This window comes from Aliinostoc maniaoense (assembly GCF_058172895.1).
Genome location: NZ_CP187952.1, coordinates 2,530,711 through 2,548,314 on the forward strand (window position 1 = coordinate 2,530,711; position 17,604 = coordinate 2,548,314).

Annotated in this window: 13 protein-coding genes; 10 read left to right on the top strand and 3 right to left on the bottom strand. The window is 41.0% G+C overall.

Features of this window, described 5'->3' with window-relative positions:
* The first annotated feature begins 25 nt into the window (after positions 1-25).
* On the top strand, positions 26-157 hold the full coding sequence (locus tag ACPZ3T_RS11275; protein ID WP_490276257.1) for a hypothetical protein: 132 nt from the start codon (positions 26-28) through the stop codon (positions 155-157).
* Between the two features lie 61 nt (positions 158-218).
* Here the strand turns inward: ACPZ3T_RS11275 and ACPZ3T_RS11280 are convergent, their stop codons facing one another.
* Together ACPZ3T_RS11280 and ACPZ3T_RS11285 are read right to left on the bottom strand one after the other, a co-directional pair.
* Positions 219-1,574: a pentapeptide repeat-containing protein gene (locus ACPZ3T_RS11280; protein WP_490277195.1), complete on the bottom strand. Its 1,356-nt coding sequence runs from the start codon at positions 1,572-1,574 to the stop codon at positions 219-221.
* Between the two features lie 13 nt (positions 1,575-1,587).
* On the bottom strand, positions 1,588-1,836 hold the full coding sequence (locus tag ACPZ3T_RS11285) for a hypothetical protein (RefSeq protein ID WP_490276259.1): 249 nt from the start codon (positions 1,834-1,836) through the stop codon (positions 1,588-1,590).
* Positions 1,837-1,969: 133 nt separating this feature from the next.
* Here ACPZ3T_RS11285 and ACPZ3T_RS11290 point away from each other — a divergent pair, with 133 nt between their 5' ends.
* The 3 genes from ACPZ3T_RS11290 (at position 1,970) to petL (ending at position 3,071) form a co-directional block, all read left to right on the top strand.
* Positions 1,970-2,716 carry a tetratricopeptide repeat protein gene (locus tag ACPZ3T_RS11290; RefSeq protein WP_490277196.1) on the top strand — a complete coding sequence of 249 codons (747 nt, stop codon included), beginning with the start codon at positions 1,970-1,972 and terminating at the stop codon, positions 2,714-2,716.
* 5 nt (positions 2,717-2,721) lie between these two features.
* Entirely contained in the window at positions 2,722-2,844 is a 123-nt protein-coding gene (locus ACPZ3T_RS11295) for a hypothetical protein (RefSeq protein ID WP_490276261.1), read from the top strand.
* A 131-nt stretch (positions 2,845-2,975) separates the two neighbouring features.
* On the top strand, positions 2,976-3,071 hold the full coding sequence (gene petL, locus ACPZ3T_RS11300; RefSeq protein WP_490276263.1) for a cytochrome b6-f complex subunit PetL: 96 nt from the start codon (positions 2,976-2,978) through the stop codon (positions 3,069-3,071).
* A gap of 407 nt (positions 3,072-3,478) precedes the next feature.
* Here the strand turns inward: petL and bioB are convergent, their stop codons facing one another.
* Positions 3,479-4,483, bottom strand: a complete 1,005-nt coding sequence (gene bioB / locus ACPZ3T_RS11305) for a biotin synthase BioB (protein ID WP_490276265.1) — start codon at positions 4,481-4,483, stop codon at positions 3,479-3,481.
* Between the two features lie 262 nt (positions 4,484-4,745).
* Between bioB and ACPZ3T_RS11310 the strand changes: the two genes are divergently transcribed.
* From ACPZ3T_RS11310 to ACPZ3T_RS11335, 6 genes are all read left to right on the top strand, one after another.
* A complete protein-coding gene (locus tag ACPZ3T_RS11310) occupies positions 4,746-5,315 on the top strand; it encodes a GNAT family N-acetyltransferase (RefSeq protein ID WP_490276267.1) in 570 nt (189 codons plus the stop codon).
* A gap of 266 nt (positions 5,316-5,581) precedes the next feature.
* Entirely contained in the window at positions 5,582-7,165 is a 1,584-nt protein-coding gene (locus ACPZ3T_RS11315) for a sigma-70 RNA polymerase sigma factor region 4 domain-containing protein (RefSeq protein ID WP_490276269.1), read from the top strand.
* A 15-nt stretch (positions 7,166-7,180) separates the two neighbouring features.
* Positions 7,181-8,734, top strand: coding sequence for a DUF1822 family protein (locus ACPZ3T_RS11320; protein WP_490276271.1), 1,554 nt, complete (start codon positions 7,181-7,183; stop codon positions 8,732-8,734).
* A gap of 369 nt (positions 8,735-9,103) precedes the next feature.
* Positions 9,104-13,675, top strand: a complete 4,572-nt coding sequence (locus ACPZ3T_RS11325) for an nSTAND1 domain-containing NTPase (RefSeq protein WP_490276273.1) — start codon at positions 9,104-9,106, stop codon at positions 13,673-13,675.
* A 206-nt stretch (positions 13,676-13,881) separates the two neighbouring features.
* Positions 13,882-14,694, top strand: coding sequence for a C39 family peptidase (locus ACPZ3T_RS11330; protein ID WP_490276275.1), 813 nt, complete (start codon positions 13,882-13,884; stop codon positions 14,692-14,694).
* A 17-nt stretch (positions 14,695-14,711) separates the two neighbouring features.
* A complete protein-coding gene (locus ACPZ3T_RS11335; RefSeq protein WP_490276277.1) occupies positions 14,712-17,075 on the top strand; it encodes a dynamin family protein in 2,364 nt (787 codons plus the stop codon).
* Positions 17,076-17,604: the final 529 nt, after the last annotated feature.

Below are 17,604 nucleotides of genomic sequence, written 5' to 3' on the forward strand. Positions count from 1 at the left end.
TCGCCTCGGCATTAATTCGGAGTCTATGGGAGGTAGGGGGCAGGGGGCAGGGGGAGACAAGGGAGACAAGGGAGACAAGGGAGACAAGGGAGACAAGGGAGATAAGGGAGATAAGGGAGATAAGGGAAAGAATTTTAGATTTTGGATTTTAGATTGAAATTCAATCCAAAATTTAAAATCCAAAATCCAAAATTGAATGCCCTATGCCCAATTCCCAATTATCTTCCTAACCGATTAGGGATACCTTCACAACCGCCGGGAATTGTACTTCTGGTTTTTTCGCCACCCCAAGCACAACAGTAGTGCCGATTCACGTCAGACATTCTTTGAACATTGGTGAAATCAGCATTTTCAACTACAGCACCGGTATATTCTCCTGTTTCGTAGTCTGGTGGTAAGGTGCGACTACGGGGTGATGCTTGTTCGACTGCACCATAAAATAGGCGTACCCCATTTAAGTCAGCACCCCTGAGATTAGCATCATATAAAATCGTGCGAGAGAGGTTGGCTTTGACTAAATCACAACCACTGAGGTTAGCACGGACAAGATTTGCTTCACTGAGATCAGTCCAACGTAAATCTGTATTACCAAGATCGGCGGCGGCTAGCATCACACCTAAATCAATTACCCGCACACCATCTAATCTGTCTTCTTCGTAACCGCCAATACCGTTGAGAATAGCTCTACCTAAACGCCGATCGCGTTTTAGGGGTGTGAGTAACTTAGAACGGGATAAAAAACGGAGAATTTTGGCTTTTCCGCTACCATCAACACTACTAAAAATTGCTGCTGTGCGACCTTCCGCGATCGCTCTTTCTTGCGGCCAATCTTCTAATAATCCTTCTTCATCTAATACTAAGTCAGAAACACCTTGGAAATAAGAATCAATGGTTTGTTGTTGGGTAATAATATTTTGTTGTACAGTTAACAGGTTTTGCTGAATTGTCAAGTCTTTAGAAATGACATATTGTCGCCACGCCACATAAACAGCAATGATGGCGATAAGAATTTGTCCTAAAGCTCCAAACCACTCCGCCAAAGTCCCCGAAGCATCCCAATTAATTCGCCGTCCCCACTCAATTAAGCGATCGCCTAATCCGCTAAACTTTAAACCACCCACAATTCCTACTATCATCCCTACCAAGGCGATGAAGATAGTTTTATCTTCGCCAGAAAACCAAGAGTTGACGATATATTCTAACCAAGGAAACAGAATCACCAAAGATAACAATAGCGTCCCCAAAGTCCCCAGCATCCCAATAATCCAGTTATTGAGGACAAAACCGAGCAGAGTTATAGCGATCGCTACTATAGTCATTAACAATGCTCTCGGCTTGACAGTTAATTGAGGTTTAGGGTGAGTTGAGAAACTAGAACGAGCTTGTTGTAAAGCGGCTGTATTTTGCGGAGATTGCAAAGAAGAAATCGCCGCTAACGCTTGTTGTGCAGCGAGTGTTCCCGGTGTGAGGTGATTTTCACCTCCTCTTGCGCCATCAAAGTCATTTGATTGCAACTCATCATCAGATGTAGATTGCGGGGTGGTTGGTTTTGGGGAATCGGATTCAGTCGTCATGCTTTCTAAATAGTTAGGAATTGGGAATGGGGAATGGGGCATGGGGCATTGGGAATTGGGAATGGCGCAGGGTGTACTTGGTGTGGGATGGTGGAGAACAAATCTTTCCCCCCACACTCCCCTCTCCCCCCTCCCTTGTCTCCCTTGTCTTCCTTGTCTCCCCCTGCCCCCTGCCCCCTGCCCCCTGCTCCCTGCCCCCTGCCCTTCCCTGCCAGGACAAGATTTGATTTTTACAACAAAATGTGTTAATATTGGTGAACATTTTTTACAATTCTTTCAAAACTAGGTCAATCGTCAAAACATATACAAAACTATCTAAAAACATTGGTGATAGTAAATACGATTAGAAAATATGGGTAGTTTTAAAATTGTTGTATGAGTTCTATCGTCATAGCATGGTCTTTTGGCGTTGCTTGATTACGTGTGGTTTTATTACTGTCTTGATGTTTGGCTGTAGTGATGGCATAAACTCATCAAAAGCTAATACCAAGGAAGTAGTCAAGACTGTTAATATTCCTCCTCGACGATTGACACAAGCTAATAATACCCAAGAGGCAGAAAAGTTATTTTTTCAAGGTAATAATTTATTAGATGCGCGACGCTATCAAGATGCTATAGGTATATATGAGCAAGCGATCGCCATCCAACCCGAAAATGCAGACATTTGGATTAATCGCGGTAACGCCCTAGCATCCTTGCAAAAGTACAAAGATGCTCTCTCATCCTATGATAAAGCGATCGCCCTTCAGCCAGAGAAGGACGAGGCGTGGTATAACCGAGGCAATGTTTTAATGACGTTGCAAAATTATCCAGGTGCAGTAGCAGCATACGACAAAGCGATCGCGCTTGCACCAAACAAAGCCGCCGCCTGGATTAATCGCGGTATTTCCCTGACGAAACTGCAACGATATCAACAAGCTTTAAAATCTTATGAGCAAGCGATCGCTATCAAACCAGATAAACCAGAAGCCTATTACAATCGAGCCTGTACCTATGCCTTACAAAGCAATGTAGAATTAGCCACTAGCAATTTACGAAAAGCCATACAACTCGATGCTACCAAATACCAATCCTTAGCAAAAATTGATCCCGATTTTGATCAAGTAAGAAATCATCCGCAGTTTCAAGAATTGATTCAATAGGGGAGTTGAGGGGCAGGGGGCAGGGGGCAGGGAGCAGGGGGCAGGGAGCAGGGGGAGACAAGGTAGACAAGGGAGACAAGGGGCAGGGGAGCAGGGGAGCAGGGGAGCAGAGGCAGAAAAACTCTTGAATTTTGAATTTTGAATTTTGAATTTTGAATTGATATGCCCAATGCCCAATTCCCAATGCCCCATGCCCAATTCCCAATGACCAAAAATTAATGGTTCAATATAGTTAGTAAAGTATTGTGGAGAAAGATAAATGTTAGCAGTGGTATTTTATATTGTCTTCTTGGCTTTGTTCATGGGCATAGCTGTGGGTTTGCTGTTCGGTCTGCGTTCTGCCAAGATCCTCTAAGAATTAAGGGTATGGGGGTATAGGGGTGTAGGGGTATAGGGGGGTGAGAGAATAAAGGTGTGGGGAGTATGGGGAGTGTGGGCAGTGCGGAGAGTGTGGAGGGTAATTTTTTAGATACTTAGCTAGAAATCCCACACAAAATTCCGTTCACCGGGTATAGGGGGAAAGAGAGGAAGAATTTTAAACCCTTACACCCCTACACCCTTACACCCTTACACTAGGCTGTTGACTTTGTTGAAATTTGGGCGGTTTTTAGTAATTTTGTACGCGATGTTTAATTTGTGCCTCAAAGCCTTCTCAAAACACAGTTTCAGCCATCGTAACTACGCACATTTTTTGCATGGACAAAATCCCAAAAAAGGTACAGAGTCAACAGCCTACCCTTACACCCCTACCCCCCTACACCCTTACACCCCTATTTGACTAGCTACCCTATTTAGTCTTTGGGAAGGGGGACGCATTTCTAAGCCGAGTAAGTTCAACATTTCTTGGTCTGCGTCGTAGTCTGGACAGGGGGTGGTGACTGTTAACATCTTGTTATCGTCGCTGGAAAAGATGGAGTTAGCCCCCGCCATGAAGCACAAAGCTTGTTCAACTTGAGAAAGTCTCGCCCTCCCTGCACTTAAGCGCACGTCGGAAGTAGGCATAACTATGCGCGCTGTGGCTATCATTCTGACAACATCCCAAATGGGGATATCTGGTTGGTTTTCTAAAGGTGTACCTGGTACTTGGGAGAGAATGTTAATTGGTACTGATTCTGGGTGAGGATGGAGGTTGGCTAGGGTGTGTAACATGGAAACTCGATCCTCGACGGTTTCGCCTAAACCGAGGATACCGCCAGAACATACAGTAACATTAGTTTGGCGGACATTTTCGATGGTATTGAGGCGATCGCTATAAGTTCTACTAGTGATAATTGTGCTGTAATATTCTTCAGAAGTATCTAAGTTATGGTTGTAAGCATACAGCCCAGCTGTTTCTAATCGTTTGGCTTGGTCTGCTGTCAACATTCCCAGGGTACAGCAAACTTCTAAACCCATATCAGTTACATCTTTGACCATATCCAGAACTTTCTCAAATTGAGAATTGTCCCGCACTTCCCGCCAAGCTGCACCCATGCAAACGCGACTCACGCCTTTTTGTTTAGCGTTTTGGGCAATGTTAAGAACTGTTTCTTTATCTAAGAGTGCTTGCGGCTTCACCTCAGTTTGATAACGAGAAGATTGAGCGCAGTAACTACAATCCTCTGGACATCCACCGGTTTTAATGGAGATCAGTTTGCATACTTGTATCTGTTTGGGGTCATGATATTGACGATGGATGCTAGCTGCTTGATAAATTAGCTCTAGCAATGGTTTATTATATATTCCCCGGATTTCTACTTCTTGCCAATCGTAGCGTATTCCCGACATTAGTATCCTTCTTCTAGACTGGAGTGAGTGATTAACATCTGTCTTTTTGTTATATCCCGTAATGTACATCTTTTGGAGCAGGCGACAAACTCAACCCCGTGCAGACTACTGCACCTATTATCCCCGACTAACATTTGATAGATGTGATTCATCAGGATAAACAATAGCCAGAAAATTTCTGTAAATTTAGTGACAATATAACTATTTCTGTACCCCTACACCCCTACACCCCCACACCCCTACACCCCTACAAAACAGCAAGATGAAATCAGAGCTACCGATAATTACTAGCGATCGCCTACTATTACGAATAGGGATTAAAGAAGATATACCTGAAATTCTCAGATATTTTCTGGAAAATAAAGATTTTCTCACCCCATTTTATCCGACTTGGGCAGAACATTTCTTCACAGAAGAGTATTGGCAATATCAACTAGAAAATAATTTTTTAGAATTTATTCACGATCAATCTTTAAAACTATTTATTTTTCCTATAAAACAACCAACTCAAGTTATAGGCACAATTAATTTTAATAACTTTATCAGAGGTGCTGCTCATTTCTGCCATGTGGGATATAGTCTAGCGGAAGTTGCTCAAGGTAAAGGTTACATGACAGAAGCGTTGCAGGTAGCAACTAAGTATGTCTTTGAAGAACTAAATTTTCATCGCATCATGGCTAATTATATGCCCCACAATCAACGTAGTGGCAATGTCTTAAAAAGATTAGGTTTTGTGGTAGAAGGTTATGCTAGAGATTATTTGTTAATTAACGGCAAATGGCAAGACCATATTCTCACTAGTTTAATGAATCCTGATTGGGAATGGGAGTAGGGGAGAAATTAAGTCATCTGTCACAACCAAAAATTGGATTGCATAATTTACCAACTCGTCACGATGGTAGATACAGCAAGGATAAGCTTGCATCCATGCGGAGGTGTAGATGGCTTTTCACACACACACACACATAGAAACCAGCGATTCCCATCAGGATTTTAGCACCAGATTAGTTGGCGATCGCTATAAGCCCCCTAACCCATTGTCTCAGAACAGCAGCTTCGCTAGCTTTCTAACTACTGAGAAATGAGGGAGGGGAGTTTATGACAACAAATTTACCACCATGTCATGCTGAGATTGTGCAGTTGTTTTCTCAGCGATTTCGCGGTTGGCAAGATACTAATGGCAGTGTGACTATAAAACAACCTTGTTTGCAGATTGATGCAAAACTACAAACAAGTATCACAGATTGGTTAGCTGCTAATTCATCAAAAGATGCTGAAACCTTTGCTAAATATTGCATTCTAAATTTAGATAAAAATAATGTCAAGCTAGCCGCTCCACACTTATCAGCTTTTTTGGAAAATATTGGCTATAAAATCGCTAAAAATATTTTCAAAAAGCTAAAAAATAGACAAGATCATCATCGCATTACGCCTATTGAAAATTCTTTAGAGGAAGTTTATCAATATGCTTGGTTAGCAGCAAGTAACCCCCAAAAGTTTTATGATACTTTTCAAAGAGAAACACCTTATTTATTACGTTATACCCAACGCAAAATGGAAGGTGTGATCTATGACGGCATATTTGCTAAAAAAAATCCTCGGATGACTGGGTACGGTTTATTACGTAAATTAGGGCCAAGACAACGTAAAAATGCTCTGGAATTACAAGGATATAAAGAACCTTTACTCAGTCAATACTGCTTACTTTGGGAGTGTTTTTATCAGATTTGTACTAGCATTCGTGGCAAGATATCTCCAAATGATGCTCATTGGCAAGCGATTGTTCAGCAATATAATCGATTGAAAAAACAATTACCCAATTCCATGAAAAATCATAATATTGATGCAAATACAGTGAAAGAATACCTTGATGATATTTGTATTCCAGCAGCTACAATGTATTTGTTTCCTAAATTTAAATCTATAGATATTCTCTATGAAGACAACAACTCTCCTTTATTAGAATTAGCTGATACTTCTCCCTTGCCAAATGAAATATTAGAACAACAAGAGTTTCATAAAATCATCAATAGCCTGAGAGCTAATTTCTCAATTGTCAATATTCTAGAACAACTTGAATTAGAACAAAAAAAAGTCCTGTTGTTAAGATATGGTTTAGCATTGACACAAGTAGAAGCTGCTCAAGAAATGTCATGGCTAGATAAACAAAATCGTCCCATAAATTCGACAGTTTCCCGATGTGAAGATAGAGTTATAGTAAAACTATTAAAGGAAATAAGTAATTGGGTAGAACAAGAGCAACAAAATAATGATTACCCTTATACTATAGTTCCGAGCAACACTAAATTTAATGCAGATTGGCTCAAGCAAATGGAAATTAAACCTGCTGTAAGCAGCTTATTAAGCAAATATTATTTAAATGTAGTCAAATCGTTATTTGATGCGGTATTATTGCCAGTACAATTTAACCAGCAACAAATAACAGTACAACTTCCTCCGCCAAAAAGTAATGAAAATATGCTGGAATTTGTGGCAAGAATATCTGAGTTAGACGAGGATAATTTACTACCAACTAGACTGCTGCATTTACACCAACTAATTACTCAACAAATCCAAACCCGTTTCAACATCACTCTCCAAACAGGAGGCACAGCCGCACAAAGGATTATGATTCTTGTTTTAGATTGGTTGAAAATTGATTTTTATCAACCAAATAATTAAAATGGAGGTAATAGAATGAAATCTGGGTTACAAGAATTTGAAATAATTGATAGCGAACAAATTTGGTTAGCTTTCTCGCTAGAATACGAGAATTATCTGTTGTCATCTGTTAGAGATTATTCCTATGAAGCGGCACGTTGGAATGCTTACCTAAATTGTTTATCTTTAAATGCTTTTATTAGTTGGGTTAAAGAATATCTAGATTTATCAGAAACAGTTTTATTGTTACCAAATGAAGATGAATGCTATAAACTTTGGGAATTTCTCAACGGTACATCTATACAATTAGGTAACAATCGGATTGTCATAATTCCTACGGAAGATAGTATTGTTGAAGAATTTTGTATACAGCAGGAATGGATAGATATTCCTGGTTGGGAGGCGAATTTTTATGTATTAATTCAGGTAAACCCGGAAGAACGTTGGTTGCGAATTTTAGGATATGCTAACCACAATACGATTAAGTATAAGGCAGAATATAACCAGATTACACGTACTTATTCATTATTGCGGAATCATTTAACAGCAGATTTAAATATGATGTGGATAGAAGGCGGAATTTTGACTCAAAAGCAACTAGCAAGCATCCCACTACCAAATATATCCCATCAACAAGTAAAGACACTAATGGGAAAAATAGATGATCATTTGTTATGCTCTCCTCGGTTAATGTTGAATTTTGAAGATTGGGCAGCTATATTAGCTGATGGTAACTTAAGGAAATGTTTGTATGAGCAGCCAACAGCAGAACAGATTCATTATCAGTCATATATTACTAAATTAACATCCCATAAAAAAGTTAATTTATCCCATTGGTTACAAGGATTATTTGATTTACCTTGGCATACTTTTACAGAACTTTTAGGGACAAGAGAAGGGAATTTTGCTTATGGGTGGCGGGGAGGCGAACATGGCGAAAAAATTACTGCCGAACAAACGACAGCTATTCCGGCCTTAATTGAACTGTTACATTTAGAAACAAATGAAGAAAAGCGGTTGAAAGCTGCCGAGTGTTTGGGTACAATTGCCCCTGGTAATGTAGAAGCGATCGCAGCTTTAATTGAACTGTTAAATAATAGTAAAAACAAATGGACTCGCTGGCAAGCTATAGAAAGTTTGGGAGAAATTGGTCATGGGAATACAGATGCTATAGCAGCTTTAACTACAATATTAAATAATTACCAAGATGATGATTTACGCTGGCAAGCTGCCTTAAGTTTAGGAGAAATTGATCCTCATCATCCCAAAGCAGGCATTGGTAGGTGTCGTAAAATTGACTTGGGAATGCAATTAGACGGACATTCGGTAGCCTTGCTAGTATATTTAATGCCAGAAAAAGAAAATAAAGTAGCAGTTTTACTCAAAGTTCTGCCGACAGGGAATAATATTTACTTACCAGCTAATTTAGAATTAATTGTACTTAATGAATCTGAAGAAATATTCGACCAAGCAACAGCTAGAAGTGCTGATAATTATATACAACTAGAGTTTACTTACCAAGCAGGGGATAGTTTTTTGGTGAAAGTAGCACTGGCAAATATCAGCCATACAGAAGAATTTACCAGCTAAAATTGCATATTTGGCAAAATGATTCCGATATACCCTCAACTGTGCTATTGCAGTTTGATATAAAATTTTACTCTAGCCCAACGCCTTCGGTGCGTTACGGCTTACGCCTAACACACCCTACAGATAAGTAAGTCGGCGAGAAAAAAACAAACTACATTAAGTAATGTAAAATTTAATTAAATTAGCTTGTAGTAAGAGCTTTAGCCCTTAAGAGAGGACTAAAGTCCCTACTACAAACCTTGAATTATTCACGCCGTTCTACTTACTGATAGAGAAATAAATCAAATCGGATGCCGAGATTAACTTTAAATCTCATACAATTTAGAGATGATTAAATAACAGTAATTACCTAGTTGACTGGAAATAAACATGACTAAGTTAGTTATCATTCGGCTAGATGCTGGTAACTTTAAAAATGGATTTCCAGTCACCCTAGAGATTGGAGAAGATAATAGCCGTCCCTCAATGGTTATTCAAGGCTATTTACCGCCAATGCCAGAAATGCTCAAACATTATGAAAATTGGCAATTAGCCTACCGTCAACTAGGATTACATTTTCGAGAGTTACAACGCAAAACAACCCAAATTAAAAATGTTTCCATCACTCAAGATTGCCGGGAACTGGCCTTAATATTAAGCAATAGTCTGAATGTTTGGTTAAACTCAGAAAGTTTTCGCCCAGTCAAAGAGGGATTGATTAAATACATCCCAAATTTTACAGAAATTCGCATTGTTATTCAAACTGAAAATCTGCAATTACGACAACTTCCTTGGCATTTATGGAAAATATTAGCAACAGATTATCACCACGCAGAAATTAGTTTTAGTCCGGTAGAATATGAACAGTTAATCATTGTACCTCAGCCAAATAGCAAGCAAAGAGTCAAAATTTTGGTGATTTTGGGGGAAAGTTCGGATATCGAGGTACACAATGACTTAAATTTATTAAAACAAAAATTACCTGATGCAGAAATATTCCCACTGATTAATCCCCAAATTGAACAATTAAGTAATGAACTTTGGCAACAACATTGGGATATTCTATTTTTTGCTGGACATAGTTCTAGTCAATTTCACGACGGGCAAGGCAGACTATATATTAATGAGCGCGAAAGTTTGACGATAGATGAGTTAAAATTTGCCTTGAGGAATGCGATCGCTCACGGTTTGCAGTTAGCTATTTTCAATTCCTGTGATGGTTTGCTCCTAGCCGAGCAACTAGAAGATTTACATTTACCTGCATCTATTGTCATGCGGGAAAGAATCGCTGATGAAGCTGCCCAAAAATTCTTAGAGTATTTTCTTGAGCCATTTCGAGAACAAGGAAAATCTTTATATCTGTGCGTGCGAGAAGCACGGGAGAGACTACAAAGTCTGGAATATAAATATCCCTGTGCTAGTTGGTTGCCAGTCATTTGTTCTCATCCCGCAGCAGAAACCATAACTTGGCAAAGATTAGGCGGTATTCCTCCTTGTCCCTACCGAGGTTTAGCAGCCTTTCAAGAACAAGATAAATCTGTATTTTATGGGCGAGAAGCTTTCACACAGCAGCTACTCATAGCTGTGACAACAAAAAAACTGGTGGCGGTAATTGGTGCAAGTGGTAGTGGTAAATCTAGTGCTGTATTTGCAGGGTTAATACCTCGTTTACGTTCCCAGACAACAACATCACCCATCAAAATTGCCTGTTTTCGCCCAGGCAATCATCCTTTTGAGGCTTTAGCAACAGCACTGGTGTCTGTCACCTCTAATTTCCCAGAGATACTTTCCCCTACACCCGCTTTCACATCAGAGCAGCGATTAATTGCCCTGCAACTAGCACAAGAACTACAACAGCATCCAGATGTATTAACCCGAACTATGGAAAACATTATCCAGTCGGGTAATTGTCAATTATTATTGGTGGCTGACCAATTTGAAGAACTGTATACCCTAGTTGGGGAAGCAGAACGGCTATTATTATTGGATGGGCTATTAAAGGCAGTTAATCACGTTCCAGGATTTACTTTAGTGCTGACCTTGCGGGCAGATTTTTGCGGTAGAGTCCTAGAATATCAACCTTTTGCTGAAGCATTGCATCAGTATCCCCCAGAATTTTTAATACCCATGAACCGGGAGGAATTGCAACAAGCGATCGCACTACCGGCACAACAAACAGGGGTAAACTTAGAATCAGGACTAGTAGAACGCATCATTAACGATATCCACCTACAACCAGGTAAATTACCATTGTTGGAATTTGCCCTTACCGAATTATGGACAACACAACAACAAGGTGTTTTATCTCTCAAAGCCTATGCAGATATTGGTGGTGTCGAAAAAGCCTTAGCTAACCATGCCGAACGCGTCTATCTTCAACTCTCTGAAGTTAACCGCCAACGCGCCAAGCAAATTTTTATCCAATTAATACAACCAGGGGAAGGAACAGAAGATACCCGGCGGATTGCGACTAGGACGGAGATAGGCGAAGATAATTGGGATTTAGTTGTGCAATTAGCTTCGGCACGGTTAGTAGTCACCGGACGAGACGAGAGCAAAGGTTGTGCAACCGTGGAAATAGTCCATGAGGCATTAATTCGCAGTTGGAGAGAATTAACACTGTGGATACAACAAAACCGCGATTTTCGCACCTGGCAAGAACGCCTACGAATGGCAATACTACAATGGCAAAAAAGCGGTTATGACCAAGAAGCATTATTACGAGGTTTCTTACTCACAGAAGCCGAAGACTGGCTACAACAACGCCAAACAGAATTAAGCCCTGATGAGCAAAATTTTATCGAAATCAGTGTTAACCAGCGCAACAGCGAGCAACAAGCAAAAGAACAGCAAAGACAGACTAAAATCGCCGCACTAACTAGCAGTTTGGTCTTAGCTCTCAGTTTAGCGGGGATAGCTTGTTGGCAATGGCAGCGTGCTGAGTGGCAAAAACAATTAATAGAAATCACTGCTATTCAGGCATTTTCCGAAAATCTCTTACTTTCAGGTAAAGAATTTGAGGCTCTGTTAGCAAGCTTAAAAGCTGCTAAACTCTTACAAAAATTTCATAACCACCAAGATACACGTATTCAAGTTGCGGCCACCCTCCAACAAGCACTCTACAAAGTTAGAGAAAGTAATCGACTGGAAGGACACACGGGTCGAGTGATGAGTGTATCCTGGTCAGGTGATGGTCAGACTATCGCCTCGGCTGGGTTTGACAAAGTAGCTAAAATTTGGCGCAGCGATGGTACATTGCTGAATACTTTATCAGGACATACCGACACAGTTTTTAGTGTGGCTTTTAGTCCAGATGGTCAGTTAATTGCCACTGCTAGTTTTGACCAAACCGTGAAAATTTGGAATGTCAACGGCAGTTTAGTCAAAACTATTATAGGACATAGCCAGAGAGTTTTAGGTGTGGCTTGGTCGCCTGACGGAAAAACCATTGCCACCGCCAGCGAAGATCAAACAGTCAAACTCTGGAAGTTAGATGGCACTCTCATTAAAACATTTGTGGGGCATACAGATACAGTTTTTAGTGTCACTTTTAGCCCTGATGGCCAGACAATTGCCTCTGCCGGTTGGGACAACACAGCAAAATTGTGGGATTTAGATGGCAACCTGCTACAAACCCTCACCGGACATACTGACCAAGTAGATAGTGTAGCCTTTAGTCCCGATGGTAATTTAATTGCTACTGCCAGTGCAGATTTAGATAAAACTATCAAATTATGGCGACGCGATCGCACTCAAGGAATTTATACCATTGATCGCACTCTCCCCGCCCATCAGGATACCATCTATAGCGTCAAATTTAGCCCTGACGGTAACACTCTCGCTTCTGCTAGTAAAGACGGCACGATTAAACTTTGGCATCGCCAAGGAGAATTAAAACAAACCCTCATAGGACACACTAACAGCGTTAATAGCATTAGTTTCAGTCCTGATGGTAAAAGCATTGCTTCCGCCAGTGCAGATGGCAGTGTGAAAATTTGGCAGGTGGCTGGAGCAATGCCAATGAGATTACAAAGCACTGGTAAACCAGTCTTAGCCATCAGTTTTAGCCCCAACGGACAGCACATCGTCACCACCGAACAAGAAGGCAAAATCAGACTGTGGCGGACTAACGGACAGCAGCAACTTGAGTTTGGGGACGAACAAACTTATATTAGTGTAGCGTTTAGTCCTGATGGAGAAACTATTGCTACCGCAGGTAAAGATAATTCAGTAAAAATATGGCGGCGAGATGGTACTTTTATTCAAGCATTACCAGGACATACAGCCAGAGTATTTGATTTATCTTTTAGTCCAGATAAGGCTTTAATTGCTACAGCCAGCGCAGACAATACCGTAAAAATATGGGGAATAGACGGAACTTTAGTCAGAACCATTCCCGCCCATGACGATGAAGTATTGGCTGTTGCATGGTCGCCGGACGGTAAAACCCTCGCCTCTGGTAGTAGCGATCGCACCGTTAAGTTGTGGAACATCGCCGGGGAATTATTATCGACAATGAGGGGACATAGCGATCGCATTATGAGTATTGCATGGTCGCCCGACGGCAAAACCATCGCCTCCGCTAGTCAAGACAACACGATTAAATTGTGGGGCATGAACGGTCAATTGCTACACACACTCAAAGCACATACCGACATCATCAATAGTGTGAAATTCCACCCCAATGGTCAAAGTATCGTTTCCGTCAGTGAAGATAGCACAGTCAGATTTTGGAATTTAGAAGGCAGTTTACTAGCTACCCTGCGCGGACACAACCAAGGCATTAACAGCGTCAGCTTTAGCCCAGATGGTCAAACTGTCGCCTCAGCCGGTAACGACGGTATCGTCATCCTCTGGAGTTTGGATTTAAACGAGTTAACCACGCGTGCTTGCCATTGGGTAGGTCATTATTTGCAGACTAATCCCACAGGGCAACTAACAAGCCACATATGCGATATTTAAATGGGAAAGGCTATTATTCAAGGATTTTAGAGCTTATCTGCATATTTTGCTAACTCATACACGATAAAGATTCAGGAAAATGAAATGTCTGAGGTGGTTCTTTAATAGGACAACAGCTAACTAACTGTATATGTCACCCTACTGAGAAATACATATAAGTAGGGAAATGCAAGTCAAGTATAGAAATCTTTATCAAGGTTAACAAGATGTTTGTTAATAGTATTTTCTCAACCTTAAATGAATGGTTGGATGTAGAGGATAACTCACAAGAAGATGTACTTGCACCAGAAACAACTATCGACGATAGTGCAGATAATTTTCACGGCGATAAACATCCAGGCTCATCGGGCGATCGCCAACCACCCAAAAATATGAAGGAGGATGAATCTTTCGATGAAAATCTCTACTTCATCAGTGACACAGAATGGTTAGCATCTGATAACGATTGGCATCCTTCCCAATTCGATGGTTGGGGAAATCCCATTGCTGATGCCGAACACTGGCAACGACAACAAGGTAATAGTTCCTGTGCGGTAGTTGCCCAAATTAGCGTTCTGGAATCAATTACAGGGGTGGAAATTACAGAAGCAGAAGCTTGTGAACTGTCAGAAGCTAAGGGTTGGTTTGACCCAGAAACGGGAACTACCCCAGAACATATCGGCAAATTTTTAGAACATTATGGTGTGCCTTGCGAAAAAAGTTATAACGGTACTCTCGAAGATATAGCTGATGCTTTAGAAAAGGGCGATAAAGTAATTGTTGGACTCGATGCCCATGAAATTTGGCATCCCGTTAGAGATCCCATGACAGGTTCGCCTCTAGAACAAGCCAATGGCGGCCATGCGGTTTGGGTGACAGGAATTGATACTGAACCAGACGGTAGTGTGAAAATCATCCTCAATGATAGCGGTACTGATACTGGTCAGATGAAAGTTGTGGATGCAGAAGATTTTCTCAATGCGTGGGAAGACTATGGCAATTTGTTAGTCGTAGCAGATAGCCCGGATCAAGTGGTATAAAAATAGGAGCAATCGCCATGCAAATTAACCGAGATTTACTCAGACAAGTATCTGTACAAACTGCTGCCAAGCAAACAGGTGTCGGGGCTTTACCTCGTAGCATTCACAAAACACCTGATTTGCGAGAATGGGTAACTTTAGAAACAGTCGCTTTACCTCCAGTACCAGTAAATAAAGCAGGTAGTTGGCACTTGATTTCTCTGTTAGTTGTACCGACAACCTTCAACAGAGATACCCTGCAATGGAAAGCTCCTTGGGGGGCTGTAGAATGGTCTTGGAGCGATCGCCAACTAGTACAAACCATCGACCTCCGCCAGCGTCAAGATACAGCTGTGTTGCGTCGTTCGCCAACTATCTCGGCATATCCGACTGCGGCTAATTTAACCTTAAATACAATCTCCCGCACTCAAAAGGAAAATCATCTGTTTCGGGTTTTAGATGGTATCCTAGCCACTCCACCCAGTCAGGAACTTGATTTAAGTTCCCTGGCTATCCACTATGCTCATCTTCTCCCTGGGGAAATTTACCCTTATTATTGGGCATTGATTCCCGAAAGTAAAGCATGGTTGCGTCCTGAGTCGCCATTATCACCTTTATCTATCCCATCCCCAATACCCACTCCCACCGACTTGACTGCACAGGTTAGTCATTGGTTGCATCAAAGTTTAGATTTAGCCGCATCAACAGAATTATCTCCCGTAGTGGCAGAAATCGAAAAGTTAGTGACTTTGCTACATTTACCTGGTTTTCGCGTTGCAGTTGTGGGAGAATTTAACCGGGGCAAAAGCACTCTCGTAAATCGATTGTTACATCGGTCTGTTGTACCTGTGGGGATCATTCCCACAACAGCCGTTCTAACTTCCATTACACCCGGAAATCGAGACGAGATGGAAGTCTATTTTTCTCAACAACGTAGTCAAATCCGACCTTTAGAACCATCCTCATGGAAAGATTTACTCGCCACAAATGAGAATAAGCGGGAACGGGAAGTATTAGCTGGGGTGCAAATCACTATAGATGAACCGTGGTTACAAAAGCTGGATATTGAATTAATTGATACTCCCGGAACTAGTGATTTAAACGCTAGTCGTACATCCCTAGTGTTGAATGTACTCGATCGCTGCGATGCGGTGGTGATGGTTGTGAGTGCGATCGCTCCCTTAAGTTTAACGGAAGTGGCGTTTCTCAAACAACAAGTCATGGGACGACATATCAATCAGGTATTAGTCGTTGTTTCCCATCTAGACACAATTGCCCAAGCAGAACGACAAAGACTATTTCAGCATATTTGTCAACGGGTGCGGGAAATCTCTGCACATATCCCAATTTTACCCTTGCATCCTGTTGAGGAAGATTCCGAAACCGTTGTACTAGAAGCAGTACGCCATCAAATTGCCACAATGGTTTCTGGTTCTCGTCGTGCTTGGCGCAGTCAACAAGTAGCAGCACAACTAGTAGATCATCTCAGTAATTTAATCCAAATTGGAGAAAATGCGATCGCCTCTGCCCGTCTAGACCCCGTAGCCAGAGAAAAAGCGTTAGAACAAGCCCAAGCCGCAGCCAAAAAAGCAGAATCCCACTGGCGGAAAATTTGTCGAGAAATTGATCACAGACGTAATCAGTGCAATCAAAAATTGCGCGACAAAATTCTCAATGCCAAAGACGATTTTCTTGATGTTCTCACTTTTGAATTAAGTCGTACACCCAATCCTAAATTCTGGTGGGAAAAAGAATTTCCTTTTCGGTTACGGCGAGAATTTCCCGCTATTGGTAGGAGATCAGAAGGCTTTTTAATTAAAGCGATATCTAACGATGTTGAATGGTTACAAGCAGAAGTCAAGACAATTTTTAATATGCAAATGAACTGGAAAGGTGACAGTTCTATAGTTCTAGCATCACCCAATCCCAGTATGAACCAGCCCGGCGAAATCGTCCCAGCCTCATCAGACATGGTTGACATCCAAAAGTATCGTTTAATGACCAGAATTGGCAGCAGTATGGCAATGATTGGCGGATATATTTTTGGTGGGCCAATTGGTGTGATTACCAACACGGGAATCGCTGTTTTCAGTGAATTTTTGCTGAACAAAACCTTAGAAGAACAGCGACAGATCATTAGAACTAAACTGACTGAAATTATTGACCAAGCATTTGAAGAACATTGTCAACACGTTTCTCAACGCCTGAGTAATTTATATAAACAATTGATTGATGACACCAAACGTCAACAATCTCTTTGGGAATCTGCCAAAAATACAGCCGTCAACGAACCGATTATTATAGGAGAAACCGAAATCATTTGGCAACAAGTCATAGCATCAGCTACTATTTTGCAAACAGAGATTAATAAACAATTGCAAATACATTCTACAGTAATGTAAACAATTATGTAGATATGCAATCCTTTACGAATTTATCCGATTGCAAAGTGTATTCATTTCTAACAAATTCAGTAGGGGCAGGTTTCAAAATATCATCACCTATGAATAATGGTATCAGTGACCTCTCCCCTACTTCCCATTCCCAGGACTTACACAACTAGCATATTAATCCGATGCGTCAGATACAAAAATCAATTTACAGCAGATTCGATGTTTATGAGGTACAGCAACTGATTGAAAAAAGTAATGAGTAATAAGTACAGGACTTACGCAAATGTCACAATTGATCGTTGATGCGTGACGCTATAAGTTTCATGACTACGTTCACATACTTTCGCAGCGTCACACATCCTACATCAAAAAATATCCCAGTTGCGTAAGTCCTAAAGTAAATTTCTTACTCATTACTCATTACTTATTACTTATTACTCATAGTGTACCTCACTTACTCCAAAAGTACTGTATTAACAGCATTTGAGCCTCTGACGCACCCTAAAAAACTAACTCCCCCTGCCTCTTATCAAATTGG

What these genes read in the sequence shown, in the direction of transcription:
- ACPZ3T_RS11310 (WP_490276267.1), top strand. Translation starts at nt 4,746, where the DNA reads ATGAAATCAGAGCTACCGATAATTACTAGCGATCGCCTACTATTACGA.
- ACPZ3T_RS11285 (WP_490276259.1), bottom strand. Translation starts at nt 1,836, where the DNA reads ATGTTCACCAATATTAACACATTTTGTTGTAAAAATCAAATCTTGTCC.
- ACPZ3T_RS11325 (WP_490276273.1), top strand. Translation starts at nt 9,104, where the DNA reads ATGACTAAGTTAGTTATCATTCGGCTAGATGCTGGTAACTTTAAAAAT.
- ACPZ3T_RS11280 (WP_490277195.1), bottom strand. Translation starts at nt 1,574, where the DNA reads ATGACGACTGAATCCGATTCCCCAAAACCAACCACCCCGCAATCTACA.
- petL (WP_490276263.1), top strand. Translation starts at nt 2,976, where the DNA reads ATGTTAGCAGTGGTATTTTATATTGTCTTCTTGGCTTTGTTCATGGGC.
- ACPZ3T_RS11275 (WP_490276257.1), top strand. Translation starts at nt 26, where the DNA reads ATGGGAGGTAGGGGGCAGGGGGCAGGGGGAGACAAGGGAGACAAGGGA.
- ACPZ3T_RS11315 (WP_490276269.1), top strand. Translation starts at nt 5,582, where the DNA reads ATGACAACAAATTTACCACCATGTCATGCTGAGATTGTGCAGTTGTTT.
- ACPZ3T_RS11335 (WP_490276277.1), top strand. Translation starts at nt 14,712, where the DNA reads ATGCAAATTAACCGAGATTTACTCAGACAAGTATCTGTACAAACTGCT.
- bioB (WP_490276265.1), bottom strand. Translation starts at nt 4,483, where the DNA reads ATGTCGGGAATACGCTACGATTGGCAAGAAGTAGAAATCCGGGGAATA.
- ACPZ3T_RS11320 (WP_490276271.1), top strand. Translation starts at nt 7,181, where the DNA reads ATGAAATCTGGGTTACAAGAATTTGAAATAATTGATAGCGAACAAATT.
- ACPZ3T_RS11330 (WP_490276275.1), top strand. Translation starts at nt 13,882, where the DNA reads ATGTTTGTTAATAGTATTTTCTCAACCTTAAATGAATGGTTGGATGTA.
- ACPZ3T_RS11290 (WP_490277196.1), top strand. Translation starts at nt 1,970, where the DNA reads ATGGTCTTTTGGCGTTGCTTGATTACGTGTGGTTTTATTACTGTCTTG.